We start from the raw sequence: 25726 nt of genomic DNA on the forward strand, positions 1-25726 counted from the left end.
ATAGATTGGTGCCATGTCGTCCGCCTCTGCCCGACGGTTGCTGGCCCTCGCGTCCGTGCCCGTCGCTCTGTTCCTCGGTTCGCTGACCGCCGGATCGGCCCACGCGCAGCCACCCCTGCACCTTCCGGCTCAAGTCGTCGACCCCGCGAATGCGTTGAACGCCGCCCAGAGCGCAGAGATTCAGCAGTCGGTCACCAAGCTCGCCGACGATCAGGAGATCGCCTACTGGGTGGTCTACGTGAAGAACTTCGACGGACTGTCACCCGAGGAGTGGACGTCGCAGACTGTCGCGCAGAGCGATTTCGGAACTCGCGACGTGATCCTCGCGATCGCGACCGACGACCGCACCGCCTACCTGCAGGCTCCGTTCGAGGTGGACGGGCTCACGGACTCCGAGATCGCGACGATCACCGCTGACGACCTGGATCCGGCGGTGAAGGAAGGGCGATTCGCCGACGCCGCACTGGCCGTCGGATCGGCCCTCGGGTCCGCAGCTGACGACGACTCGGCATCTCGAGTCGGCCTGATCACGACAGTTGTCATCGTCGGCGCCCTCGCACTCGTCGGAGTGGGGCTGTATGTCCGGAAACGACGTGCCGGCGAGCCTGAAGAAGAGGCCTTCACGGCCGACGAACTCGGGCGCCAGCCGCTCAGCGAACTCGACCCGTGGTCCCGCGAGGTCCTGACCGGCACCGACCGGGCGATTGCAACAAGCGCCGACGAACTCTCACTGGCCGTCGACGAACTCGGATCCGATGTGGCGCAGCCTTTCACCGACGCAGTGCTCGACGCTCGCGCAGCGCTCGCCGACGCGTTCACCCTCCGGCAGCGAATCGACGACGGGCTCGTTCCCGACCCCGAGGAGCAGCGCGCACTCCTGGTGCGAATCATCACCACGTGCTCCGACGCCGATGCCTCACTCGACCGCCAGGTCGCCGGATTCGACGCTCTGCGCGACCTGCTCACCGATCCGGCCGCTCGCTTCGACGCCCTCGCCGCGCGGGTCGCCGAGATCACCGCACGACTCCCCCGGACACAGTCCCGGCTCGACGAACTGACGTCCGAACACGGCGCCGACGTCGCCTCGATCACCGAGAACGTCGCGCTCGCCGCCGAGCATCTGCAGTTCGCGGAGGACGTTCTTGAGCAAGGCCGGGAGGCCTCCGCCGCCGGCCTCTCCGGACGCGGCTCCGTCGTGGGTTCGATCCGCTCGGCCGAAGGTGCCCTGGATCAGGCGGCGAAGCTGCTCGACGCCGTTGACGGCGCCGATCCGAGCAGCGCCGACGACGTCGACCTGCCCGCGGTGATCGACCGCGTACAGGCCGCGTCCGACTACGTCGAGACTCGTCGTGGTGTGGTCGGATCCATCGCCCGGACACGGCTGTCCGAGGCCCGTCGTCTCGCGGATACTGCCGCAGACCTCGCCGAATCCGATCCCGCAACGTCGACGGAGGCTGCGGCTAGGGCCTCCGCGCTCGCCGATCAGGCGCTGACCACGGCCCAGGCCGACGTCGCCGATTGGTTCGATTCGCAGAGTGTGCCGTCCGACGACTCGTACGGCGACCTGGCCCCGGTGTTGACCGGCATCCTCGTCGACACGGTGCTCAGTTACGACGTCCACGACGGCGGCTACAGCCACGATGGCCGAAGCCCGGCGTCGTACGGCGGCTCGTCGAGTTCCGGGCGCATCGGTGTCGGCGGCCGGATCTGACATGCCCACAGCATTGATCACCGGCGCCAGCCGCGGTGTGGGCGCTCAGATCGCACACGCGCTCGCACCCACTCACGATCTCCTGCTCGGCGGCCGCGGGAGCACCGAACTCGACAGTCTCGCAATGGAACTCGACGGTGCCGCGACGTTTCCCGTCGACCTCACCGATCACGAGTCACTGGAAGCAGCGACCGAGGCCATCACCGCACTCGACGTCCTCGTACACAGTGCCGGGGTCGCGAGCAGTCTGGAGTCCGTCGCCGACACACCGGCCGACGAGTGGCGCTATCTGCTTGAGGTGAATCTCATCGCCGCAGCCGAACTGACACGACTGCTGTTGCCCGCGCTGCGCGCCGCCGGAGGGCACGTCGTGTTCCTCAACTCGGGTGCCGGCATGCGGGTCAATCCGGGGTGGACGCCGTACGCGGCCAGCAAGTTCGGGCTGCGGGCGCTCGCGGATGGTCTCCGACTGGAGGAGCCGTCGCTGCGAGTCACGTCGGTCTTCCCGGGCCGCATCGACACCGACATGCAGCGAGACATCGTCGCCATCGAGGGCGCCGAGTACAACCCTTCGAAGTTCCTCAAGCCGGAGACCGTCGCCGCGGCAGTGGCCCACGCGATCTCGACACCGCCGGACGCTCACCCCACGGACGTGGTCCTGCGCCCGACAGGTCGCTGAACGATCCCACCAGATCCGCCGCCAGGCGCTCGACGTATCCCTCGTCGAACAGGGCGGATGCGTACAGTATCTCCACCCGCCCGGCCGCACCCCTGGCCGGCGCGACGATCGACACGTGCAGATCGCATCGTGCGATGTCAACGGGGTACGGCGTCACGTGGACTCCGGGAAAGTCCGGATCGCGATCCATGGTCAGCATCACCTGAAACAACGGGTGCCGATCGGTCGACGACGGCCCCAGTGCGTCGACCACGTCGCTGAATGCGGTCGCCGAGTGTGCAAATGCCTCATTCTCTGCCTGCCGTACCGCCTCGACGGTGGCGGGCCAGGACACCTCCATCCGGCACAGGACGCTGACGGTGTTCACGAACATGCCGACCACCCCGTCCCACCGGGTGTCGTCGCGTCCCGAGATCAGGGCGCCGACCGGGACTGCGCTCGCGCCGCTCCGCGCACTCACGAGCGCCGCGAGCGCCGCACGGAGGACGGTCAGCTCGGTCACGCGGTGCTCTCGAGCGGCGTCACCGACAGCAGCCCACTGACCTGGCGCGATCGGGTGCGACACCCGTGCTCCACGGTTGTCCCAGACGGATGCTCGCCGCGACACGGTGGCGAGGTCGACGACGATCGACGCTGCCGGCGCGAAGTGGGCGATGTCGGCGTCCCGGTTCATGTCGGCCCGGGCGGTCGCGAGGCGCGCATAGTCCCGGTAGTCCACGCCTCGTGTACGAGGCGGCTCGGTCAGGCTCCCCGCCAGAAGCCGCAGGGATTCGCCGTCCACCGCGAGGTGATGAAAGGCGAATCCGACCTGCGTGGTGGCCCCACGCGGGGCGATCACCGCGCGGATCGGGTAGCCAGAGGCCACGTCGATCGGCTCGTGCAGGCGTCGGCGCATGTGAGACGGATCGGCGAGCGAATCGATTCGCCACCGATCCGGATCCGCGGTCGAGTCGATCGTGAACGTCGCGTCGTCGGCGAACCTGCTGCGGAGCATCGGATGTGCGTCCACCAGCGAACCGACGAGCCCTCGTGCATCGGCCGCCGAGATCACCCCCGGAACAGTGATTTCGAAGGCGATGAGGTGATCGAGCCGGCGCCGGCCCCCGAACACCGTGCGCTGCGCCGGAGAGATCGGCACGGGCCCGTCGTCGCGAGGGGCGGGTTGGGACCGGTCATGAGCAATCGACTCGATGCGTTCCGCGATTCGCAGGGGCGTGCCGGAAGCGAAGACGTCGCGCACGCCGATCCGCACGCCGAGTCGCCCGTTGATGTCGGCTGCCACCGCTGTCGCCGACAGGGAGTCCCCGGCGAGGTCGAAGAAGTCGTCGTCGATCCCCAGCCGGTCGGTGCCGAGTGCCCGTTCGAAAGCGTCGACCACTGCCTTCTCCACCTCTGTCGAGGGCGCACGGAACCGCCGCCGCTCGCCGACCACCGGCGGCGGCAGCGCAGACGTGTCGATCTTGTTGTTCACCGTCAGCGGGAGTTCGTCGAGCAACGTCACTCCGGCCGGGGTGTGTGGTGAACCGGCCAGGTCACGCACGCTCGCCCGCACGCGTCGGGTCAGGTCTGCCGTGTCGACACCCGCAGCGGGGACCACGTACGTGTGCAGCCAGGCCCCTGAATCGGTTCTATGGGCGACGGTCACGCTCCCCGTCACGAGACCGGTCGCCACCACAGCACGATCGGTCTCCGCGGGCTCGACGCGTACCCCGTGGATCTTGACCTGACCGTCGCCGCGGCCGAGGAACCACAATCGATCGTCGACACCGCGCCGCACACGATCGCCTGTCCGGTACATCCGTCCGCCGTCACCGTCCAGCGATGCGACGAAACGGTCCGCCGTGCGGCCCGCCAGTCCGACGACGCCGCTGGCGAGGCTGGGACCCACTACGTACAACTCACCCTCACCGCCGCGCGGGACCGGGCGAAGTCGCCGGTCGAGGACATGGATCCGCACCCCTCGCATCGGCCTGCCGAGAGCGATCAGCGGCTCGACGCCGTCGGGGTCGATCGGCTCGGTCAGAGTCACACTGCACGTGGTCTCGGTGGGTCCGTACGCGCAGCGGACGGTCCTGGTCCGCGCCCATCGTCGTATCAACGGCGCCGGACACACGTCTCCGCCGACTATCAGGTGCGTGAGGTTCGGGAGACCCTCAGCCGGGAGCGTCGCGAGTACCGCGGGCGTGACGAACAGGTGAGTCACTCCGCGGCTCTCCAGCAATGATTCGAGGTCTGCTCCACCGCGCACCTCGGGAGGGATGATCACCAGCGCTGCACCGGCGTGGGCCGCCGCGAGCATCTCGACGATCGCCGTGTCGAAGCCCGGCGACGCGAGATGAGCGACAACACTGGTGTCGTCCAGACCGTAGTGATCATCCATCTCGTCCACCAGTGCACCGATTCCGCTGTGCGTCACCACGATCCCTTTCGGGGTCCCCGTACTGCCGGACGTGTACAGGAGGTATGCGGCGGTGTTGTGCCGGACTTCAGGGGGAGTGCTCTCCCCGGATGTCCGACGGTCGGCCACATTGATGTCGGCGAGGTTGATGTCGGCGAGGTTGATGTCGGCGCCCGGACCGAGGCCGAGCACCAGCGCCGGCCGCGCGTCGCCGAGCATGGTCAGCCGACGCTTCTCCGGCAGCGAGGGATCGATCGGCAACACGCACATTCCGGCCGCCGCGACCGCCCAAGCGGCGACAACGCTGTGAACTGATCTCTCACATACGACGGCGACGACGTCACCGGGTCGTGCACGCTCACGCAGGGTCTGCGCGACGCGGGCGGCCTGCTCTGCGACGGCGGAGTACGTGTGTTCGCGACCGTCGGCGTCGACCACAGCCACCCGGTCGGGTCTCCGGCGCCGGAGGTACTCGTCAGCGAGAGTGCGCATTCGGTCCGACGGCTCACCCACGAGCGCCGGGGTCGGATCGAGGACGTCCAGACCGACTGTCGGGGTGTCATGTTCGGCAGTGCTCAGCGCCCGGACTCCGCCGACGACACCATCGAGAAGCGCTTCGGCAAAGGCGACGTCGTGGGCCTCGGCGTTCACCTCGATCTCGATCCGGAGGGTGTCGGCGCCTCCGGGGTACACGTTGATGTTCACGTCGTCGACTGGTCCAGTCGTGAGCACCCTCAGCCCGGCCCGCACCCCGTCCCCGAGGCCGACATCCGGGATAGACGGCACCAGATTCACCACCGGTCCGAGGCGCTGACGCCCGCGATCGTCGACGATCTCCTCGAAGCGGAAGCACTGGTGGCGGAGCGCTTCGGACAGCGTCGCCGCCACGGTGCGCAGAAGAGCGTCGACCGACACGGCGTCTACCTGTTCGATGAGGATCGGCAGCAGGTTGGACATCGTCCCGGCGGCGGCGCGGACGGCCGCCGTCGTGCGCCCGGATGTGACCAGCGTGAGCGGGATCGACGAGCGATCGGAGATCCGGGACAGGCCCACCGCGCAGCCCGCGACCAGGACCGCGACTGTCGGCACACCTGCTCGTACGGCAGTTCGGCCGAGGTCGGATGCAGACGAGACGTCCAGATCGACTCCGACGACATGCGAGGCAGACGACGGGCCTACAGAGCGTGGTGCGAATCGGAGCGGATCTGGCGCCGCAGCCATCACTTCGCGCCAGTGGTCCCTGTCGCGGCGACGACGGTTCGACACGAGATAGGTCTCCTCGTGGTCGAGGATCGCATCGGGACCGCGGGGCGACGAGGGCGCACCGCTGTCGGCTGCCGAGCCGACTCGTGTTCGGTACCGATGCGCGACGTGGCGCATCATCAGGCCGGCCGCATAACCGTCGAGGAGGATGTGGTGAGCGCGGGCATAAAACGTCCATCTCGACGGACCGATCTCGAGGAGCACACACCGCAGCAGGGGACCCGCCATGTCGACCGGCTCCCGCGTCGCGGCGGCCATCCATTCGACGGCCGCTCGTTCCGGATCGACCTCGTGGATCATCGAAACGGTCTCTGTCAGGCGAGGGCGGCTGTGCACTTCGCTTGTCAGCATGGGCTGGCCGTCCACCCTGAGTCGAGTGGTGGACATTCCGAGGTCCGCGCACACCTCGTCCACACATGCCGCGAGGGCGCCTGCGTCGAGCGACCCCTCGATGTCCAAGCATTGCGCAACAACGATCGGGACACTGTCGCCGACCATCTGCTGGGCGAACCACAGCGCCCTCTGGGCGCGATTCAGCGGAAAGTCAGTCATACGGCCGCGGCACGGACGGCTCGCACTACAACAACCCGCTCCTCGGTCTGGCCGGGCTCGATGAGTCCCCTCTCGGCGAGCCAACCCGCCCGTTCGCTCGTCACGGGGCCGAACTGCAGGCGCGCCTCGTCGACGACCGATCCGGCGAGTCCGTTCGTCGCCAGACGATCGACGACTTCCGCCACGCCTGCGATGTCGGAGAAGACCAGGAGGAGTACACCTTCGGCGCTGAGGATCTCCGGGGCACGGTCGACGATCACGTTGAGCACCGCACGGCCGTCCGGACCCGCGTCCCACGCGTGACCGTCGAGCGTGTCGTGTGGAGCGGGCACATACGGCGGGTTGGCGACGAGCAGGTCGACAGGCTGCACGGGCATCCACACCCGCACGTCAGCCTGCACCGCTACGACGTCGACGCCGTTGGCGGCCGCGTTCGCCGCGACGGCGCGTACTGCTTCTGCGCGATCGTCGACCGCGCAGACGACAGCACCGGTGAGGGCCGCATAGATCGACGCAATACCGCTGCCGGCGCACAGTTCAACCACCGACTGGTTCGGCGGCGCACCCTTGAGTTCACCGACGACTGCGCGACTCAGCAGTGCGGAGTCCACCGACGGAGGGTACACCCCGGGACGGTCGATGACGTCGGGGCGCGAGTAGGGGAGTTCCGCGAGAATCCGGCTCGTCATCTCTTCACCGACGGCCCAGTCGACGATCATCTCGTGACCGCGGGGAGAAGTGACGATCGTCCGGCCTCCCACGCGTCCCAGATCTGCTCGCTGAGCAGATTCTCGACGACCATGCACGCGCGCGCACCGCGCACGAGTCCAATGCGGTCAGCGGGCGTCACGCCGAGCTCCCCGGCGACTCGACGGACGATCAGCTGCTCGTGGACCGCGTCGGCCTCCACGTGCTCGTCGTAGAAGATTCGCGCCGATTCGTCCACGCCGAGCCGGTGCAGGGCCCTGCTGTAATCCCGACTGGGGAGCGATGAGGACATCTCGATGAGGCAGAGATGTCCCACGAGTTCATTGACTCGACTCCGGTGCATTCCGAAATACGACAACGTGTTCAACGCGGCCAATGTGGCTGCCGGAACACGGTCTATGTAGTGCGCATAGGAATCACTGAGATCAAGCTTTCGCATTAAGTTGGCAAACAGTTCAGAATGCATGAAATCAAGTCGACCGCCACCGTATTCGTCCGATTGCACTTCCACGAGCGCGGCCTTCGCCGGACCCGCGATCCGCGGAATCGCATGGGTGTGAAGGTCCGCTTCGCGGAGTTGATTGAGCGAGCGGTGGATCACGATCTCCCGAAACTGCTCGACGGTGCCCTTGGTCGCCATGAATCTGGCGAGCGGCGGCCCGTCGTCGGATCCGCCGATCCGGAAGAGCTCGTCGACCACGTCGACCGGATCGACGACGCATCCGACCGATTCGTCGAGTGCTGCCATGTGGAGGGCCTCGAGGTCTGACCGAAGACGGAGCAGGTCAGGGTCCCATCCGAGCTCATCGTCGACACGGTCGATCCCGCGGAGGTGCAGTTCGTACAGCAACGTGAGTGCAAGCTGCGCATCGTCGTCCGCAAATACGTCGACGACGTGGTCAACACCGGTCGACGCTACCCGGCGAGAGGAGCCACGGGGATCCGTCAGGTCCGCGAGCAAAGCCTCAGTGATCTTTCCGCGTGCCGACGGGACTGGCATTCTCAGCGCTTCCGACGGACGCTGCTCTGGGTCCGTGAGTACACTCGAATCAATCATCGATTGCTGCTCCCGTGGGATTGGAATAATGGCTCTTCACGATAAGTCCGGCGATTCTGCGCCCGGAGAAGTGACCGTATTCCCATGCCCTGGCGGCCCTCTTCTCGTTCGCGGTCCCATTTCAGTCGTCAATGCCGATGGTAGCGCGTTCTCGCCACGCCGACAGACGGTCGCGTTCTGCCGCTGCGGCCGGTCGACCATTGCTCCGATGTGCGACGGTTCGCACAAGAGTGGACGACCGAAACAATAGCGGCATGCGCTTTCCGGTCGCCGTTCTTGTGCTTGCGGCGACAGCGTTCACGGTCGTCGTCGACGAGACGTCCATCGCCCTCCTCGGACCGTCGGTGGCCGCCGAGTTCGGACTCGGCGACCAGGTCCGTCATCTTCTCGTCACCCCGTTCGCGGCCGCCTTCGTCGGAACCCTGCCCGCGGCCGTTCTGCTCTTCGGACGTGTCGACCCACGGCGTGCGGTGGCGCCCGCCACCTGCGTGTTCGCCGTGAGTGCTGCGGCCGGAGCCCTCGCGCCGTCAGTATTCGCACTGGTGAGCGCCCGAGCTGCCCAAGGCGCGGCAGCCGCTGTTGTCATGACCTGCGTGCTGGCATCACTGCATGTCGTGACTGTCGACTCGCCGACTCGGACCCGTGACTTCGCCCTGTTCTCCGTGGTCTCCGGTGCGGGCGCAGTCGCCGCGCTGCTGGTGGCGGCGCCACTGGCGACCGTGTCGTGGCGCCTGTGCTTCTGGGCAGTTTGTGCCGCAGCCCTCTGCTGCGTCGCCGGCTGGCTCGCGGTGGGGTCCGAGTCGAGCGACGGCGGGCGGTCTCAGCCCGGCGCACCGGGGTCGACACCCTGGCGCGCCCTGTCGACCACGTCCATCGTGAACGCCGTGCTGAGCGCTTCGGTCATCACCGTCAGCTTCGCCGTGCAACAGGATCACGACTGGTCTCCGGCTGAGACCGGAATCGGCTTCCTCCCGCTCAACGGCGCGGCGGCGATCGGAGCGGTGGTGGTGTCGCGGTTCGCCGACCGGCTCGGGCCGCGATTCCTGCTCTGCGGAGGCATCGGCCTGCTCGCGATGGGGTGTGCACTTCTCAGTCTCGTTCCCGAGCGACCTGCCGCCATTCTCGCCGCGACAGTTCCGCTTGGTCTCGGCCTCGGAGTAGCTCTTCCGCTGGTCAACGACGGTGTGCTGACCGGTTCCGACAACCGGCCGATGCACCGTGCTGCCGCGCTGGGTGTCGCACAGCAGATCGGACTCGCCGTGGGGGCGTTGATCGCTGCCGTCCACTCCCCGGTTGCACTCAGCGTGTTAGCCGCCTGCGCCGCCCTGTGGGCGGTGACCGCTCAAGCCTCGCCGAGCCCGCGCAGATAATTCCCGATGATCGCGGCGGTCCGATCGGGTTCGGGGCCGATGACCGTCCGCGCCAGCACCAGCGCATCGGTGAGACCGATGAGCGCCTCCACCTGATCGACGTCCGACGGCACTCCCGCCTTCGCAAGGGCGGCTGCCGCGATGCGAGTCGTCATCTCATGAACGTCCCCCGGTGCTGTCAGCCGATCCCGCAGATCTGGTCGGTCGGCCAGCTCAAGGATCAATGCGTATCGGGCTCGCATGTCTTCCGTGCGAGCCACCAGCGTGTCGACGAGCCCGACGAGCGTGTCGGTGAGCTCGGCGACGCTCACTCGATCACGACTCACCAGCTCGCTTCCGAGGCTGATCGTCACGTGGTGGGCATCGGCGACCGCGCGGTCGGAGAGAGTGTCGATCACGATCTCGAGCAGTGCCGATCGTGTCTTCGCGTGATAAGACGTGGTCCCCGACGGAACCTCCGCCTCCCGGTCGACGGCTCGATGTGTCAGGGCACGGACTCCGTCGCGCGCGATGATTCTGATCGCGCTGTCGGCGATCGTCGTGCGGCGGTCTGGCCGCTCAACGGATGTTGACACGACCCGATACTACAGGTGTAGCGTCGGACTCATAGCCACTACACCTGTAGCGACGAACTGGGGGTCAACCATGCCGATGATCGAAGATCACGTCGACCGAGATCTGTATCCGTTCGAATCCCGCTGGTTCACGTCGTCTGTCGGGCGCGTTCACTACGTGGACGAGGGGAGCGGCCCGACGATCGTGTTCTGCCACGGATCACCGACCTGGAGTTTCATGTTCCGCAAGGTGATGACCTCGTTGCGGAACGACTACCGCTGCATCGCCGCAGATCTTCTCGGCTTCGGCCTCTCGGAACGACCGGACACGTTCGGGTACACGGTGCGCGAGCACGTGTCTGTGCTCGGCGAGCTGCTCGACCACCTCGGAGTGGACGACTACATCGTCGTCGGGCACGACTGGGGCGGGCCGATCGGACTGGCCGCATCGGTGCCACGTGCCGACCGAGTCCGTGGACTAGTGCTGACGAACACGTGTTTCTGGCCGATCACCAGGCTTCCGAATCGCCTGTTCAGCACAGTGATGGGCACCCGGATGATGCGTCGTCGAATAGTCGAGCGGAACTTCCTCGTCGAACAGGTACTCCTGGGCCGACTCGGGCCGCCGCTGACCGCCGCGGAGGCCGATCAGTATCGCCTCGCTCAGCCATCTCCGGCGGCTCGACCCGCCCTGGCAGTGATTCCGACCGAGATCACCGCCGCGGCCCCGCTGCTCTCAACGCTGGAGCACAACGTCGCGTCAGCGCTGCGGGACCGTCCGGTCGTCGCGGTATGGGGCATGCGAGACAAGGTGTTTCCGGCACACGACTGTCTGCCACGCATTCATAGGGCTTTCGACGACGTCACCGAGGTGAGAATCGCGCACGCAGGCCACTTCACTGCCGAAGAAGCTCCCGACGACCTGATTCGAGCGATCGTCGAGCGCTTCCCGATCAGAGCTGCTTGAGGTCCGACTGCTCCCAGACGGCACGCATCGAGACGATCTTGCCCTCGTCGTTGAACACCATGATGTCGACGGGGGTTATCTCAAACTTCATTCCGGCGGTGCCCGTCACCAGAGTGAACTCGAAGACTGCGGTGTCGCCGGCGATCTTGGTCCACTTGAGTGTGGCGTCGCGACTGTCGAGGTTCGTGATGATCCCGTAGAACTCGACCAGTTCCTCGCGAGTGCCTCGGATCGGCGCACCGATCGGGTCCTCTACTGTCGCGCCCGCGGCGTACAGGTCGGCGATGTCGTCGGCGGACCCGCCGTTGAGGCCGTCGATGTAGGCCTGGACGGTCGCGGCGATCTTCTCCGACAGCGTGAGTTCCTGCTGGTCAGCGGTCATTTTCACTCCCTGAATTGAAACATGTTCTAGTTGAACCGTAGCAGGGGAGGAGTGCATGCTGAAGTGTCCTGGCACGATTGGCCCATGGTGATCCGTTCGCTTCTCCTATTCGCCCTCGCCGCCGTTGCCGAGATCGGCGGCGCATGGCTCGTCTGGCAGGGAGTACGGGAACATCGCGGATGGCTGTGGATCGGTGCCGGAGTCATCGCGCTGGGCGCCTACGGTTTTGTCGCCACCCTGCAACCCGATGCCGAGTTCGGCCGCATCCTGGCTGCATACGGCGGAGTGTTCGTGGCGGGGTCACTCGCGTGGGGAATGGTCGCGGACGGCTACCGGCCGGATCGATGGGATGTCATCGGCGCCCTCGTCTGCCTCGCAGGCGTGGCCCTGATCATGTACGCGCCGCGGAGCACCTAGGCATCCGCGGCGCGCGAGCTGGCCCGATCAGCGCAGGTCGGCGCTGCTCTTGCCCAGCACGCGGCGGGCGATGATCAGCTGCTGGATCTGCTGAGTTCCCTCGAAGATGTCGAGGATCTTCGAGTCGCGCGCCCACTTCTCGAGCATCTCCTTCTCGGAGAAGCCCGCGGTGGCGCCGATCTCGACGGCCTTGTTCGTCAGATCGGTGACGGTGCGTCCGGCCTTCGCCTTCGACATCGACGCCTCAGTCGAGTTCGGCTGCTTGTTGTCGGCCATCCACGCGGCGCGCAGAGTCAGCATCCACGACGCCTCCCAGTCGGACTCGAGACGGATGAACTCGGCGACGGCTGCATGTTGGGCGGCGACGGGTCGGTCGTAGTCGATCTCGTGGCCGGCTTCCTCGATGATCCGGCGCAGCTCTTCGAGTGCGGCGCGGCCAAGACCGACGGCCATAGCGGCGACCACCGGGCGGGTGTTGTCGAACGTCTGCATGACGCCGCCGAAACCCTTCTTGACGTTGATCTCCGGGGTTCCCAGAAGGTTGTCTGCCGACACCCGAGCGTTCTCGAAACGCACGACTGCGGTGTCGGACGAGCGGATGCCGAGCTTGTGCTCGAGGCGCGCGACGGTGACGCCGTCGGTGGACATCGGGACAACGAAGCTCTTGATGGCGGCGCGCCCGACGTTCTTGTCGAGCGTCGCCCAGACCACGACGTGGTCGGCGCGCGAACCGGCGGTCACGAAGATCTTCTCGCCGTTGATGACGTACTCGTTGCCGTCGAGAACGGCGGTTGTCGAGACTGCGGCAGAGTCGGAGCCGAAGCCCGGCTCGGTGATCGCCATGGCGGCCCACACGTCGGCGAAGCGTTCAAGCTGCTCCTCGTTTGCCACCGCGGCGATCGCCGCGTTGCCGAGGCCCTGGTAGGGGATCGACAGCATCAGGCCGACGTCGCCCCAGCTCAGCTCGCGTGCGTTGAGCACCGAGCGGAGATTGGCGCCGTTGACGGTGTCCTCCTTCGCCGCGGCGGCCTTGTCGGAGTCCTTGTCCCCGCCGCGCGCCTGTTTGGCGATCTTGCCGAGTTCGTCCAGTTCCACCGGGTACTCGTGCTCGGCCTGGTCGTACTTGCGGGATATGGGCCGGAAGATGTGCTCGGCCGCGAGACGGGCGCGCTCGACCGTGGAGTTCAGCTTCTCCGGGAGCTCAAGGTTGATAGCCATGCCGCAACCTTACTATCGAGTAAGTTACTTGTCGATAGGCTCTCACGGGCCGGGCCGCTACGGTCGAAGCGTGACCTCCCGCGTGTACCCCCCGCTCCGCACTGCACCGCCCGCCAAACTCGTGACCGGCGGCCGATACAACTTCGGCACCTACGACGGGCCGATCGCAACGATCAATCCGCTCGACGCAGCGGGTGACGGCCTGCTCGCCGGACCTCGACGCGCGGTGCGCGACCTCGGACTCAAGGAGTGGGAGGCGTTCCAGCTCGGTGACGACGACTGGTTCGTGCTCGGCGCCGTCTACAACGCGAAGGCCCTCGGCCTCCTGCAGGTCCTGGTGGTCGACAAGCGCAAGGACATCATCACCCGATTCGAGACGAAGCTGCCGTCACCGATGCTGTCGGTGGCGCGCGGCCTGTCCGGCACCACCTCGCACGGCGACTTCGACGGACTCAAGATCTCCCTCGGAAACGACCTTCCCGACGGGACCCTGACTGTCGACGCGACCCGCTCTGCACGGGGCGACAACCCGTCGCTCTCGCTGCACACGACGGGGGACTGTTCACCCGAGTCGGCCGCTCACCTCGTGATCGTTCATCCGTTCGCCGACAACGACGCCCTGTATTCGCACAAGGTGATAATGCCGATGACCGGTTCACTCGTCCTCGGCGACGAGCGGGTCGGATTCGCCGATGACCACGGCTTCCTGATCCTCGACGATCATCACGGCGACTACCCGCGCCCGATGAAGTACGACTGGATCACCGCGGCGCGTCGCACCGACGGCAGGGTCGAAGGATTCAACCTGACCGACAACCAGATCCGGAACCCCGCTGAGTTCAACGAGAACGCGATCTGGGTCGGGAACACTCTCGACCGGCTTCCGCCGGTGACCTTCGAGCGGCCCGATGGGCCGTGGGGGATGTGGCGCGCTCGTGACGCCGACGGCGCAGTCGACGTGACGTTCACCCCGGTCGTGAAATCGACGATGCACGTAGGGCCGCGAAAAGTGCTCGCCGAGTACTACGCGCCGTACGGCTGGTTCTCCGGTGTCATCCACGGCGAGAACAACACTCTCTCCGTGGACGGCATGTACGGCGTCGGCGAGCAGAAACGCATCACCGTCTGACACACCGTCAGTCTCCGGGTACGACTACGCCCCGGCGCTGGAAGCGATCCGGGGCGTGAAAGTTGTATGGGGTGCGACGGTGATGAATTCGCGGCCTTGTGCAGACAAGGCTGCCGACAGCAGGTCGGCGGCGGGATGTGAATCGGTGACGATGCGGGTGACGGTCTGGTCGGCGAGGAGCCGCCTGAGGACGGACGACAAGTCGTCCTCTCGACATGTCTCGTCGACCCGCATTCCGCGGGACAAGGCCCATTCCTTGAGCTCGCCCGCACTGCGCGGATCGCTCAGATAGAGCGCCGTCCGGCCGGGCCGCGTCGCCTGTGAAACGGGCGTGTCCGAGACGTCGACCAAGATCAGGCGTCCCACTTTCCGCGCAGGGTGAGGCAACGTCCCGTTCTTGAACCAGCGTTGCGCGGTCTTCGTCGAGATCCCCTGCGTCTGCGCGTATCGGGTGAGGTTCATCGTCGCCACGAAGAGACAGTGTCCAGCCGATGTACGACTCAAGTCAATTCGTATCCGGTCAATAAAAGACTTGACCGGACTTTAGCGGACACTTAGCGTTCTCCACGTCATACAACGTCTTCCTAGCTCAGTGGATAGAGCGTCCGGCTACGAACCGGGAGGTCAGGGGTTCAAATCCCTTGGAGGACACGCGAAGCGAGAAGAGGCTCGGGCAGTCATGGTCATCGAGGCGATAGATCGAATACCCGTCGTGGTCCGCAATGCGGACAACGCAGTGCTCCACAGTCGACCTTTTCGCGAGATCGTCGGGCATCTGCTCGACGGAAAGGTGTGGGTGGTCGCGAACTTCGACCCGCCGGTCATCGCACACGCGGTGTCCATGCAGATCGAGGTTCCGCGGGAGGTGATCCTCCGCGACTACGTGTACCGCCCGTACGTGGAGGTGGACCGTACAACGCGCGAGAAGATTCTGCGTCGGGACCGCCATCTCTGCGGCTACTGCGGCCTGCACGCGAACACGTGGGATCACGTGATGCCGCAGTCCCGCGGGGGCGGCAACACCTGGTTCAACTGCATCGCAGCATGCGGACCATGCAACTGGGACAAGGGCGATCGCACCCCGGAAGAGGCGGGCCTCCGCCTGCTCTGGGAGCCTTACCGTCCCGCCTGGGCGTGATGCCCATTGAGAGAAGAACATTGTTGAGAGGAGGGGACTCATGAACGAGTACCCCGTTGCGCTTCCCGGAGCGCGGGCCGACACGCTGATGTGGGCCGAACCGGGAGAGATCGAACCTGCGGCGCTGGACCAGCTCCGAAACATCTCCAAGCTCCCCTGGGTGGAGAAGCTCCGGGTGATGCCCGACGTGCACCTCGGCAAGGGTGCGACTGTCGGTTCAGTGATCGCGATGCGCGACGCCGTCGCGCCGGCAGCCGTCGGTGTCGACATCGGATGCGGCATGGCAGCCGTTCAGACCGATCTGACGATGGACGACCTGCCGGACAGCCTCGCACCTCTGCGTGCGGGCATCGAGCAGGCCGTTCCCGTCGGCTTCAACGCTCACAACGGCGTCACCGACGTGCTGCGGAAGCAGTGGCCGCTCAAGCGCGAGGCCGACCGGCTCTTCGGATCGTTCGACGCACTCCGTGCGCCGAAGATCGCTGAACGTGAAGGCCGCATGCACGCCCAGTGCGGATCCCTGGGCGGGGGAAATCACTTCATCGAGGTGTGCGCAGACGACGACGGCAGCATCTGGCTGATGCTTCACTCCGGCTCCCGCAACATCGGCAACGAACTCGCGCGTCGGCACATCGAGACCGCTCGAACCCTTGAGCACAATCTCGGCCTGCCGGACCGCGACCTCGCGGTGTTCCTCGCAGGAACTGAGGAGATGTCCGCCTACCTGCACGATCTGTACTGGGCGCAGGATTACGCCCGCCTGAACCGGGCGGCGATGATGGCCCTGGTCAAGGCTGTCGTCGTCGAACACTTCCCGCAGGTGACGTTCCGGTCCGAGGTGCAGTGCCACCACAACTACGTCGCAGAGGAGACCTACGACGGCGTGGATGTGATCGTCACCCGCAAGGGCGCGATCCGCGCGGGCTCTGGCGATCTCGGGCTGATTCCGGGCTCCATGGGAACCGGATCGTTCGTCGTCCGTGGTCTCGGCAATGAGCAGGGCCTGTGCTCGGCGTCCCACGGTGCCGGCCGTCGTATGTCCCGCACCAAGGCGAAGAAGACGTTCACCGTCGACGACCTCGCGACGCAGACGGCCGGAGTCGAATGCCGCAAGGACCGCGGGGTGCTCGACGAGATCCCGGGCGCCTACAAGGACCTTCAGCAGGTGATCAACGCCCAGACCACCGGGCCGTCACCGCTGGTCGAGGTGGTCGCCCGCCTCACCACGCTGATGTGCGTCAAGGGCTGAGCGCCCGCTGCCAGACGCAAAAGTCAGTACTCAGACGCGACACCGAGGGCAATATGCCCTCGAGTCTCGATCTGAGTACTGACTTTTGGCGTACCTGCTACGGGATGACGTTCACCATGCGGCCGGGAACGTAGATCACCTTGCGCGGTTCACCGTCGAGCAGCGCGGCGATCTTCTCGTCGGCCAACGCGGCAGCGACGACGGTGGCCTCGTCGGCGTCGGCGGCGACCGTCACCCGACTCCGAACCTTGCCCTTGACCTGGACCGGGATCTCAACGCTGTCGTCCACGAGATACCGCTCATCGACCTCGGGGAACGGTCCGCGCGCCAACGATCCGTCGTGGCCCAGACGACCCCACAGCTCTTCGGCGAGGTGCGGAGCGAGGGGAGCGAGCATCAGCACGACTGCCTCGACCGCCGTCCGCGGCGCGCCATTCGGGTACGTCTTGGTCAGGTGGTTGGTGAGTTCGATGAGCTTGGCGACGGCGGTGTTGGTCCGCAGGTTCGCAAAGTCGTCACGCACACCCTCCGCGGTGCGCGCGAGCGCCTTGAGCGTGTCGACGGCGGGTTCGTCGCCGGTCACCCGGACTTCACCCGACTCCTCGTCGACAACCAGACGCCAGACGCGCTGCAGGAAACGCTGGGCGCCGACGACGTCCTTCGTCGCCCACGGACGCGACTGGTCGAGCGGACCCATCGACATCTCGTACACGCGAAGGGTGTCGGCGCCGTAGTCGCGGCAGATATCGTCGGGAGCAACGGAGTTCTTGAGCGACTTGCCCATCTTCCCGTACTCCTGATTGACCTCTTCATCCTGGTAGAAGAACTTTCCGTCCTTCTCCACGACCTCGTCGGCCGGCACGTAGACGCCGCGCGAATCGGTGTACGCGAACGCCTGGATCATGCCCTGGTTGAAGAGTCGGCGGTACGGTTCGACGCTGGTCACGTAGCCGAGGTCGAACAGCACCTTATGCCAGAAGCGCGAATACAGCAGATGAAGGACCGCGTGCTCCATGCCTCCGATGTACAGGTCCAGACCGCCCGGATCGTTCGGTCCGTGCAACGCCGGACGCGGACCCATCCAGTACGCCTCGTTCTCCTTGGCGCACAGGGTCTCGTCGTTCGTCGGGTCGATGTACCGCAGCTGGTACCAGGAGCTGCCCGCCCATTGCGGCATGACGTTGGTGTCGCGCGTGTACGTCTGCACACCGTCGCCGAGATCAAGCTCAACGCTCACCCAGTCGGTGGCCTTCGCCAGCGGGGGAGACGGCTCACTGTCGGCGTCGTTCGGATCGAACGCGACGGGCGCGTAGTCGGCGACCTCGGGCAACTCGATCGGCAGCATCGACTCCGGCAGCGCGTGAGGGGCGCCGTCGGCGTCGTACACGATGGGGAACGGCTCACCCCAATAACGCTGACGGGCGAACAGCCAATCTCGCAGCTTGTACTGAATGGTTCCGGTGCCCGTGCCGTCGGCTTCCAGGCGTTCGATGATCGCGGCCTTCGCGTCGGCCACGGTCAGACCGTTCAGGAAATCGGAGTTCACCAGCGGGCCGTCACCGGTGAAGGCCGCCTCTGCGATGCCCTCGTCTGAGCCGATCACCTCGAGCAGCGGGAGACCGAAGGCCGTCGCGAACTCATAGTCGCGAGTGTCGTGCGCCGGCACCGCCATGATGGCGCCGGTGCCGTAACCGATCAGGACGTAGTCGGCGATGAAGACCGGAACTTGCGCTCCGTTCACCGGGTTGGTGGCGTACGCACCGGTGAAGACGCCGGTCTTCTCCTTGTTCTCCTGACGCTCGAGGTCGCTCTTGGCGGCGATCGACGCCCGGTACGCCGCGACGGCATCGGCCGGGGTGGCGGCACCACCGGTCCAGCGGTCGTCCACGCCTTCGGGCCACGCGTCGGCGACCAGTGCGTCGACCAGCTCGTGCTCAGGTGCCAGGACCATGTAGCTGGCGCCGAACAGCGTGTCGGGGCGGGTCGTGAACACCTCGATGGGTGAACCGGCCGCAGTCGAGAACTTCACCTGTGCGCCCCGCGACCGGCCGATCCAGTTGCGCTGCATCGTCTTGACCTTCTCCGGCCAGTCGAGCAGGTCGAGGTCGTCGATCAGTCGGTCCGAGTACGCGGTGATCCGCATCATCCACTGACGGAGGTTCTTACGGAAGACGGGGAAGTTGCCGCGCTCCGACTTGCCTTCCGCGGTCACCTCCTCGTTCGCGAGCACGGTCCCGAGACCGGGGCACCAGTTGACCAGCGAGTTGCTCAGGTAGACGAGACGGTACGAATCGAGGACGTCGTTCCGCTCGGCGGCGGTCAGCTCGGCCCACGCGCGGCCGTCGTCCAACGAGCGCTCTCCCGACGTGAGAGCCTCGACGAGTTCGGCGATCGGCCGGGCCTTGCCCTGGGCCGGATCGAACCAGGCGTTGTAGATCTGCAGGAAGATCCACTGAGTCCAGCGGTAGAACTCGACGTCGGTGGTGGCAACGCGGCGTCGTTCGTCATGGCCGAGGCCGAGACGACGGATCTGCCCGAGGTACCGCTCGATGTTCGCCTCGGTGGTGGTGCGCGGATGGGTGCCCGTCTGCACCGCGTACTGCTCCGCCGGCAGACCGAACGAGTCGAAACCCATCGTGTGCAGGACGTTCTTACCCGTCATCCGCTGGAAACGGGCGAAGACGTCCGTGCCGATGAAGCCCAGCGGGTGCCCCACATGCAGTCCAGCACCCGACGGATACGGGAACATGTCCTGCACGAACAGCTTGTCGTCGGCGTCGGGCTGCGGGCCGTCGAACGCGCTGAAGTCGCCCGCGAGCGGACCGACCGGGTTCGGTGCGTGGAAGGTGCCGTCGGTCGCCCAACGCTCCTGCCAGCGCGACTCGATCTCACCGGCCGTTGCGGCGGTGTACCGATGCCCGGGAACGAACTCGGCGGGACGATGCGAAGAATCAGCGGAGGTCACCCCACCAGGGTAAATCGTCGCTGTTCGACGCCCAAAAGCACGGTTGCCGTCGTCACACGATTCGAAACGGCGACAAGGTCGGTCGTACAGTTGGTTCTGTGCACATCCTGTCCGTCGTCACCGCCGTTCTCGCGCTTCTACTCGCAGTGTTCTGGGCAGGCGTCGGCACCGCCGGCCTGCTCGGCGGCATCAAGCGCAATCGGTGGATCGGAGTCCGATCCGACGAGACGATGCGATCCGCCGAGGCATTCGCCGCGGGCAACAAGGCCGCCTCGCCGGGCTTCCTCTTCGCCGCACTGGTTCTCGCGATCGGAGGTGTGCTCGGATTCTCCGGCGATCTCGGCTTCCTGTTCGCGATCGTCGCCATCGTCGCCGGGTTCGGCATCGCCGTCCTAGCCGCCGGGTTCGGCGTCCGAGTGGCCGCAGCGGTCCCAGAACCGGAGGACGAGGGAGGATGCAGCTCGGGCTGCTGCTCCGGCGAGACGACCACTCCCGCCGACGACGGATGCACCGACGACCCGGCCTCCGACTGCGGGACCAGCTCGTGCGGCTCCTGTGCACTTCAGGGCATGTGCACCACCGACGGTGCCCCGACTGACCGACCCGCTCACTCCACTCCCGGCGCCGTAATTGATCGGCCCGCTCACTCCGCTCCCGGCGCCGTGCACTGATCGGTATGCGCAAGCTTCTGGAGAAGTCGCCGATCGACGGTTTCATTCTGTCGATCTTCGCCGCTGTCGTCGTCGCCGCAGTCTTCCCTGCGGGCGGAGTTTTCGCCGAGGTGATGGACTGGGTAGTCACCTGCCTGATCGCGCTGCTGTTCTTCCTGTACGGCACCCGGCTGTCGCCTCGCGAGGCGCTCGACGGACTCACCCACTGGCGTCTGCACACCACGATTCTGGCGTTCACGTTTGTTCTGTTCCCGATCGTCGGACTTCTGCTGAAGCCCGTGCTGACTCCGATGATCGGCTCCGACCTGGCCGCCGGTTTCCTCTACCTCACGTTGGTCCCGTCGACGGTGCAGTCGTCGATCGCTTTCACCTCGATCGCTCGCGGCAACGTGGCAGGCGCCATCGTCAGCGCGTCGGCGTCCAACCTGATCGGCGTCGTCCTGACCCCAGCGCTGGTGGTGCTGACGATGAGCTCAACCGCTGGTGTTCACATCAGCGGGGACTCGATCCTGAAGATCTGTCTGCAGATCCTCGTTCCGTTCATCGTCGGACAGCTCGCGCGACCGCTGGTGAGTCCATTCTTGAAGAAGTACGCCGAGCCGACCAAATACGTCGATCGGGGTTCGATCGTCCTTGTTGTCTATGTCGCGTTCAGCGAGGGCGTGCAATCTGGACTGTGGAGCAGAGTGACCGCGTTCGAGGTGATCATGGTGGCGGTGGTGTCACTGGTGTTGGTCTGCGTGATGCTGGCTTTGACGTGGTACGTCCCGCGGCGGATGGGCTTCGACCGGGCCGACTCGATCGCGATCCAGTTCTGCGGGACCAAGAAGAGCCTCGCAACCGGTCTCCCACTGGCGAGCGTCATGTTCGGAGGTTCGATCGTCGGCTTCATGGTGCTGCCGTTGATGATCTTCCACCAGATCCAGCTTGTGCTCTGCGCATGGTTGTCGGCCCGCTACGGTCGTGACGCTCCGGCCCAGGAGACTCAGGTCGCCTGAGTCTGGCGAACGCGCCGATAGATCAGAAACGCCAACGACAGCAGTCCGACGCCGATCGCGACCATCAGCGCGACGTCGGCGCCGAGGGTGGCTCCAACCGCCCACGAGATGAGCAGGACCGTCGCCGTCCAACTGACCGCTCCGATGGCACTCGCCACCGCGAAGCGTCGGAACGGCATCCGGCGGGCGCCTGCGACCAGGGGGATCAGACTCCTGACGAAGCCGATCCACCGCGCGGAGGCGACGGCGACGATCGCGTCACCGGGACTCGGCGCCTGTCGGCGCGCCCGGATCATGCGGCGTGTCATGCGGCGGCCCAATCGGGTGGCGCTCAGTCGAGGACCGAATCCTCGGCCCACCCAATAGCCGGTCCAATCACCCGCAATCGCGGCCAGTGCGCTCAGGACGATGAGGACGCCGATGTGCGCAGATCCGATCGAGGCGACCACACCTGCTGCGATCAGCACACCCTCGCTCGGCACCACCACACCCACGACGACCACGGACGTCTCGATGTACACAACGCCCGCGGTGATCGCGTACACCGCCCACGCGGGTGCCGCATCGATCCACGACGTCAACTGATCGGTCAGGAACTGCATTCCGGTGTCAACCGCGGGGCGGTCAGTTGTCTTCCGGGCGCAGGGGATACGTGGACAACAGCGGCAGCGGCCACGGCTGTCGCTGCAGGACTCGCTGCCAGACGTCGACCGACGGTTCCGACAACAGATCCGTCGGGAGTCCGGGCGCCACGATCCAGCTGCTCTCGGCGAGCTCGTCGTCCAACTGCCCGGCCTCCCAGCCCGCATACCCGGCGAAGATCCGAACGCCGGTGAGGACGGTCGCCATCTCCTCCGGGTCGGCGTCGAGGTCGACCATCGCGACAGGTCCGAGCACCTGATGGAGTTTGGGCTGCTTGGCGACATCGACGCCGGCTTTCGCCACTCCAAGACATAGGGCGGACGATGTGCCGACCGGGCCGCCGACGAAGACCGCGCGTGGACTGGCCGCCAGATCGGCCCAGCGCGGGAGGATGTTGTGGACGGCGGCGTCGCTCATCCGGTTGAGGACAACGCCGAGGGTGCCCTGCTCGTCGTGCTCGATCACATAGACGACGGTCCGCACGAACGTCTCGCCTGACAGCGCCGTGGACGCGATCAGAAGCGCCCCGGGAGCCACCTCGGGTCGATCGTGAATGAACTCACCGCCGGACACCATCCCATCATGACACCAGATGGCTCGCGACGGCCGCGACGCGGCCACGACGTTGCCCGAATCGGGTCGTTCATGACAGACCGGGAAACCATTCATGTGACGTGCGCCGACCGTGCGAACCAAGTTGTCCGCCGTCGGTACGATCGAGTGGTGAGCTTCTGGTCGCAGGTCAAGTCCCCGGGCCTGCTTCGCCTGCTCGGAGTCAGGGTGTTGAGCCAGCTCAGCGACGGTGCGTTTCAGGCGGCGCTCGCGTTCTCGATCTTGTTCAACCCGGATCGGCACACCGACCCGATCGCTATCGCCGCCGGATTCGCCGTTCTCCTTCTTCCGTACTCGGTACTCGGTCCGTTCGCCGGTGCGCTGCTCGACCATTGGGACAGGCGCCGCGTCCTGGTCTGGGTGAACGTCCTACGGGCCCTCGCCGTCGTTCTCGTCGCCATCACGATGAGTGCCAATGTTCCCGACACTGCCGTCCTGCTGGCCGCACTGGTCGTGACCGGATGCAGTCGCTTCGTCGCATCAGGTCTGTCCGCCGGACTGCCGCATGTGGCGCCCGCGTCCGTGATCATCGAGATGAACGCCGTGTTCACCACTCTCGGTGCCGCGATGCTGGCCGCAGGCGCCGCAGTGTCGACGGTGCTGAGGGCGATTTTCGGCGCAGACAACGCCGGCTCGGGGGCGACCCTTCTGTCCGGTGCCGTGTTCGCCCTCTGTTCCGGACTGCTCGCTGCGACCTTCGCCCCCAAGCGCCTCGGACCCGACAGGCCCGACGGCGCGGGCCACTCCGCTCTGTACTCGATGGGGCGTGGGCTCGCCCACGGCATCCGCGCAGTCGCCGACCATCCCAGCGTGGCCGTCGTCCTCGGCGCCATCGGCGTCCACCGCATCGTCTTCGGTATGAACACGCTGATGTTCCTGCTGATCGTCCGCAACTTCGACCTCGGATGGCCGCTGTTCACCAACGTCCGTGCGATGGCGGCGATCGGCGCCGCAGTCGCCCTCGGTGCGCTCATCGCAGCCGTCTCGACTCCGTGGTCCGTCCACCATTTCGGGCGTCGCCGCACAGTCGCCTGTGCACTTCTGGTCGGCGCGCTGGCCGAAGCGCTCATCGGGCCGCTGCAGGCGGCGACCGTGCTGCTCAGCGCAGGTCTGCTCGGACTGGCCGGCCAGACGGTGAAGCTGTGCGGCGACGTCGCCATGCAGTGCGACGTCCCCGACTCGTACCGCGGGCAGGTGTTCGCCGTTCAGGACGCCCTGTTCAACTCGGCTTTCGTGGCGGCCGCTTTCATCGCCGCACTGGTGATCCCGGCCAACGGATTCTCGATCGGGCTGATCTCCGTGGGGACGATCCTCTACGTCGTCGGGGCCGCGTTCGTCTGGCGGTCGAACCCGGTGGCCGTCGAAGGCCCCGACCCGGCCACCGTGGAACGCGAACAACACCTCGTCTGACCCGCCGACCTCCTAGGGGATCGGCCTCGAAGTGTCGGCGTACCCGTCCCCGTCGGAGTCGATGAGGACTGTGTCGTCGGAACTGTCGCCATCGGTGTCGAGAGAGGACTCGCGCGGCCTGTCGACCGTCCGCGCCGAGTCTGCTGGGCGCTCCCAGAGTCCCTTCCCGCCGTCGGTGAACACCGAATCGGGGTGCCCGTTGTCGTCGAGGTCGAGCGCCGATCGATCGGCGACGCCGTCGCCGTCTGAATCCCACATGGCGTCGTCTACGCGACCGTCGCCGTCGAAATCGAGCGCCACGGCGTCGAACAGGCCGTCACCCGACAGGTCCAGATCGGCGGGGGAACGCCACGACGAGAGGTCGCCGTCGCCGGTGCCGAATCCGTACTCGATGACGGGGTCCATACCAGTTAGACGCACAGATCCCGTCCGCGGTTCCGCTGCCTGCGGCGCGTCGCCCGATCGCCGGTCAGTACCCCATGGTGCGAATGGCGTTCGCGAGATCGTCGAGCTGCTCGCGCCGCACATCGAGGTGCGGGGACACCCGCAGGAACGACCGGTCGCCCGCCAGTGGTGCTCGCCATGGCTCTGCTGCGGTCACCAGAATTCCCGACTGCAGCAGTTTCGCCTTCGCGGCGTGCAGGTCGGACGGTCCCCATCCCGGCGGCGGCGCGAGTGTCACCAGCGCTGACGCCTCGTCGACGGGCTCGACCACCTCCCAGCTGCCGATTCCGTTGAGACGTTCACGGGTGATGCGGCCGATGGCTGCGAGCTCCGAGTACACGCGGTCCGGGCCGATCTCGATCACCTCGGCGACCGCTTGACCGAGCCCGAGCTGACCTGCGATGAACGACTCGGAGAAGAACACGTCGATATGCGCGAGCGCGTCGGGTCGGACCGCGACGAAACCGATTCCGCGTGGGCCGGTCAGCCACTTGCGCGCGGTGCCGTACACCGCGTCGGCGCCCGTCACGGTCGGCACGTGGCCGACGGACTGGGCCATGTCGACGACGACGGGCACGCCCGCGTTGTGCGCGACCTCGACGATCTGTTCCACCGGCTGCACCACACCACTCGCCGAGCCGATGTGGCAGACGTGGATGAAGTCGGGCTGCTCGAACTGCAGCATGTTCTCCAGCGCGTCGACATCGATGCGACCGTAGACGTCGGCGTCGGGCAGCGCCCGGACCGCGAAGTTCCGCCGCTCGAACTCGGCGAGGTTCGGGCCGAACTCGTTCTTTCCGACCCACACGATCGGCGACATGGGCAACGCCCAACCGTTGAGCAGTGCGCGCATCGCCGCGCGTGCACTGTCCCGATAGGAGACCTCCTCCGGGCTGTGCCCGATGAGGGAGGCGATCGCCGCGCGGCTCGCGTCGAGTGCTTCCGCCTGTTCGTCGGCTGCAACGTATGCGCCACGTTCGGCTTCACGCTCAAGGTGTCGGGTGATCGATTCGACAGTCGACCGTGACGATCGTCCCGCCGACGCCGCATCCAGATGTGCGAGCGACGGCTCTGCTCGCGCTGCATGCCACTGTTCCCCGAGTTCACTGCAGTACATGGTCACGAATCTACCCTCGGTGCTGATCGGGCGAACACGACGACGATCACAGCCCGGGAAACTATCCGGGGTGAA

The 25726-nt window shown here is 66.4% G+C and carries 24 protein-coding genes and 1 tRNA gene; 13 read left to right on the forward strand and 12 right to left on the reverse strand.

Annotated features, from left to right (window positions below; translation table 11 throughout):
* Nucleotides 1–13: 13 nt before the first annotated feature.
* The gene (locus JVX90_RS18170) at nt 14–1711 is read left to right on the forward strand and encodes a TPM domain-containing protein (protein ID WP_205330063.1); all 1698 of its coding nucleotides are present in this window, start codon (nt 14–16) and stop codon (nt 1709–1711) included.
* A gap of 1 nt (nt 1712) precedes the next feature.
* Nucleotides 1713–2390, forward strand: a complete 678-nt coding sequence (locus JVX90_RS18175) for an SDR family oxidoreductase (RefSeq protein WP_205330064.1) — start codon at nt 1713–1715, stop codon at nt 2388–2390.
* Here the strand turns inward: JVX90_RS18175 and JVX90_RS18180 are convergent.
* From JVX90_RS18180 to JVX90_RS18190, 3 genes are read right to left on the reverse strand one after another with little or no spacing between them, the layout of a single operon-like run.
* Nucleotides 2293–6603 (reverse strand): non-ribosomal peptide synthetase, encoded by a 4311-nt coding sequence (locus JVX90_RS18180; protein WP_205330065.1) that lies wholly within the window; start codon nt 6601–6603, stop codon nt 2293–2295. The genes JVX90_RS18175 and JVX90_RS18180 overlap by 98 nt on opposite strands.
* Nucleotides 6600–7364 (reverse strand): methyltransferase, encoded by a 765-nt coding sequence (locus tag JVX90_RS18185; protein ID WP_240193953.1) that lies wholly within the window; start codon nt 7362–7364, stop codon nt 6600–6602. The genes JVX90_RS18180 and JVX90_RS18185 overlap by 4 nt, the downstream gene beginning before the upstream one ends.
* The gene (locus tag JVX90_RS18190; protein WP_205330066.1) at nt 7319–8311 is read right to left on the reverse strand and encodes an iron-containing redox enzyme family protein; all 993 of its coding nucleotides are present in this window, start codon (nt 8309–8311) and stop codon (nt 7319–7321) included. The genes JVX90_RS18185 and JVX90_RS18190 overlap by 46 nt, the downstream gene beginning before the upstream one ends.
* 85 nt (nt 8312–8396) lie before the next feature.
* Between JVX90_RS18190 and JVX90_RS18195 the strand changes: the two genes are divergently transcribed.
* Together JVX90_RS18195 and JVX90_RS18200 are read left to right on the forward strand one after the other, a co-directional pair.
* Nucleotides 8397–8618 (forward strand): CDGSH iron-sulfur domain-containing protein, encoded by a 222-nt coding sequence (locus tag JVX90_RS18195; RefSeq protein ID WP_205330067.1) that lies wholly within the window; start codon nt 8397–8399, stop codon nt 8616–8618.
* A gap of 4 nt (nt 8619–8622) precedes the next feature.
* Entirely contained in the window at nt 8623–9738 is a 1116-nt protein-coding gene (locus JVX90_RS18200) for an MFS transporter (RefSeq protein WP_205330068.1), read from the forward strand.
* Here JVX90_RS18200 and JVX90_RS18205 read toward each other — a convergent pair.
* Nucleotides 9711–10313, reverse strand: coding sequence for a TetR/AcrR family transcriptional regulator (locus JVX90_RS18205; RefSeq protein WP_205330069.1), 603 nt, complete (start codon nt 10311–10313; stop codon nt 9711–9713). The genes JVX90_RS18200 and JVX90_RS18205 overlap by 28 nt on opposite strands.
* Nucleotides 10314–10389: 76 nt before the next feature.
* On the opposite strand from JVX90_RS18205, the gene JVX90_RS18210 reads away from it, so the two are divergent.
* A complete protein-coding gene (locus tag JVX90_RS18210) occupies nt 10390–11259 on the forward strand; it encodes an alpha/beta fold hydrolase (RefSeq protein ID WP_205332490.1) in 870 nt (289 codons plus the stop codon).
* On the opposite strand, the gene JVX90_RS18215 is transcribed toward JVX90_RS18210, so the two are convergent.
* Nucleotides 11246–11641, reverse strand: a complete 396-nt coding sequence (locus tag JVX90_RS18215) for a nuclear transport factor 2 family protein (protein WP_205330070.1) — start codon at nt 11639–11641, stop codon at nt 11246–11248. The two genes, JVX90_RS18210 and JVX90_RS18215, sit on opposite strands and share 14 nt — an antisense overlap.
* Before the next feature lie 84 nt (nt 11642–11725).
* Between JVX90_RS18215 and JVX90_RS18220 the strand changes: the two genes are divergently transcribed.
* Nucleotides 11726–12058: a YnfA family protein gene (locus JVX90_RS18220; protein ID WP_205330071.1), complete on the forward strand. Its 333-nt coding sequence runs from the start codon at nt 11726–11728 to the stop codon at nt 12056–12058.
* Nucleotides 12059–12085: 27 nt separating this feature from the next.
* Here JVX90_RS18220 and JVX90_RS18225 read toward each other — a convergent pair whose 3' ends face one another.
* Nucleotides 12086–13276, reverse strand: coding sequence for an acyl-CoA dehydrogenase family protein (locus JVX90_RS18225; RefSeq protein WP_205330072.1), 1191 nt, complete (start codon nt 13274–13276; stop codon nt 12086–12088).
* Between the two features lie 70 nt (nt 13277–13346).
* Between JVX90_RS18225 and JVX90_RS18230 the strand changes: the two genes are divergently transcribed.
* Nucleotides 13347–14405 carry a DUF2804 family protein gene (locus tag JVX90_RS18230; protein WP_240193954.1) on the forward strand — a complete coding sequence of 353 codons (1059 nt, stop codon included), beginning with the start codon at nt 13347–13349 and terminating at the stop codon, nt 14403–14405.
* Nucleotides 14406–14429: 24 nt separating this feature from the next.
* Here the strand turns inward: JVX90_RS18230 and JVX90_RS18235 are convergent, their stop codons facing one another.
* Nucleotides 14430–14876, reverse strand: coding sequence for a recombinase family protein (locus tag JVX90_RS18235; protein ID WP_205330074.1), 447 nt, complete (start codon nt 14874–14876; stop codon nt 14430–14432).
* A gap of 107 nt (nt 14877–14983) precedes the next feature.
* Between JVX90_RS18235 and JVX90_RS18240 the strand changes: the two genes are divergently transcribed.
* From JVX90_RS18240 to JVX90_RS18250, 3 genes are all read left to right on the forward strand, one after another.
* A tRNA-Arg gene (locus JVX90_RS18240) sits at nt 14984–15056 on the forward strand.
* Between the two features lie 28 nt (nt 15057–15084).
* Entirely contained in the window at nt 15085–15543 is a 459-nt protein-coding gene (locus JVX90_RS18245; protein WP_040520094.1) for an HNH endonuclease, read from the forward strand.
* Nucleotides 15544–15583: 40 nt separating this feature from the next.
* Complete coding sequence (locus JVX90_RS18250) at nt 15584–16792, forward strand: RtcB family protein (protein WP_205330075.1); 1209 nt, start codon at nt 15584–15586, stop codon at nt 16790–16792.
* Between the two features lie 97 nt (nt 16793–16889).
* Here JVX90_RS18250 and leuS read toward each other — a convergent pair whose 3' ends face one another.
* Nucleotides 16890–19757 (reverse strand): leucine--tRNA ligase, encoded by a 2868-nt coding sequence (gene leuS, locus JVX90_RS18255; RefSeq protein ID WP_205330076.1) that lies wholly within the window; start codon nt 19755–19757, stop codon nt 16890–16892.
* A gap of 98 nt (nt 19758–19855) precedes the next feature.
* On the opposite strand from leuS, the gene JVX90_RS18260 reads away from it, so the two are divergent.
* Together JVX90_RS18260 and JVX90_RS18265 are read left to right on the forward strand one after the other, a co-directional pair.
* Nucleotides 19856–20428: an SdpI family protein gene (locus JVX90_RS18260; RefSeq protein ID WP_205330077.1), complete on the forward strand. Its 573-nt coding sequence runs from the start codon at nt 19856–19858 to the stop codon at nt 20426–20428.
* 5 nt (nt 20429–20433) lie between these two features.
* A complete protein-coding gene (locus JVX90_RS18265) occupies nt 20434–21426 on the forward strand; it encodes a bile acid:sodium symporter family protein (protein ID WP_205330078.1) in 993 nt (330 codons plus the stop codon).
* Here JVX90_RS18265 and JVX90_RS18270 read toward each other — a convergent pair.
* Entirely contained in the window at nt 21414–22028 is a 615-nt protein-coding gene (locus JVX90_RS18270; protein ID WP_205330079.1) for a DedA family protein, read from the reverse strand. The genes JVX90_RS18265 and JVX90_RS18270 overlap by 13 nt on opposite strands.
* A gap of 22 nt (nt 22029–22050) precedes the next feature.
* Nucleotides 22051–22644 (reverse strand): YqgE/AlgH family protein, encoded by a 594-nt coding sequence (locus tag JVX90_RS18275; protein WP_205330080.1) that lies wholly within the window; start codon nt 22642–22644, stop codon nt 22051–22053.
* A 147-nt stretch (nt 22645–22791) separates the two neighbouring features.
* Here JVX90_RS18275 and JVX90_RS18280 point away from each other — a divergent pair, with 147 nt between their 5' ends.
* Nucleotides 22792–24090 (forward strand): MFS transporter, encoded by a 1299-nt coding sequence (locus JVX90_RS18280; RefSeq protein ID WP_205330081.1) that lies wholly within the window; start codon nt 22792–22794, stop codon nt 24088–24090.
* 12 nt (nt 24091–24102) lie between these two features.
* Here the strand turns inward: JVX90_RS18280 and JVX90_RS18285 are convergent, their stop codons facing one another.
* Complete coding sequence (locus JVX90_RS18285) at nt 24103–24495, reverse strand: hypothetical protein (protein ID WP_205330082.1); 393 nt, start codon at nt 24493–24495, stop codon at nt 24103–24105.
* 64 nt (nt 24496–24559) lie between these two features.
* Nucleotides 24560–25651 (reverse strand): aminotransferase class V-fold PLP-dependent enzyme, encoded by a 1092-nt coding sequence (locus JVX90_RS18290; RefSeq protein ID WP_205330083.1) that lies wholly within the window; start codon nt 25649–25651, stop codon nt 24560–24562.
* Nucleotides 25652–25726: the final 75 nt, after the last annotated feature.

Source organism: Gordonia sp. PDNC005 (genome assembly GCF_016919385.1).
Classification (GTDB): Bacteria; Actinomycetota; Actinomycetes; order Mycobacteriales; family Mycobacteriaceae; genus Gordonia.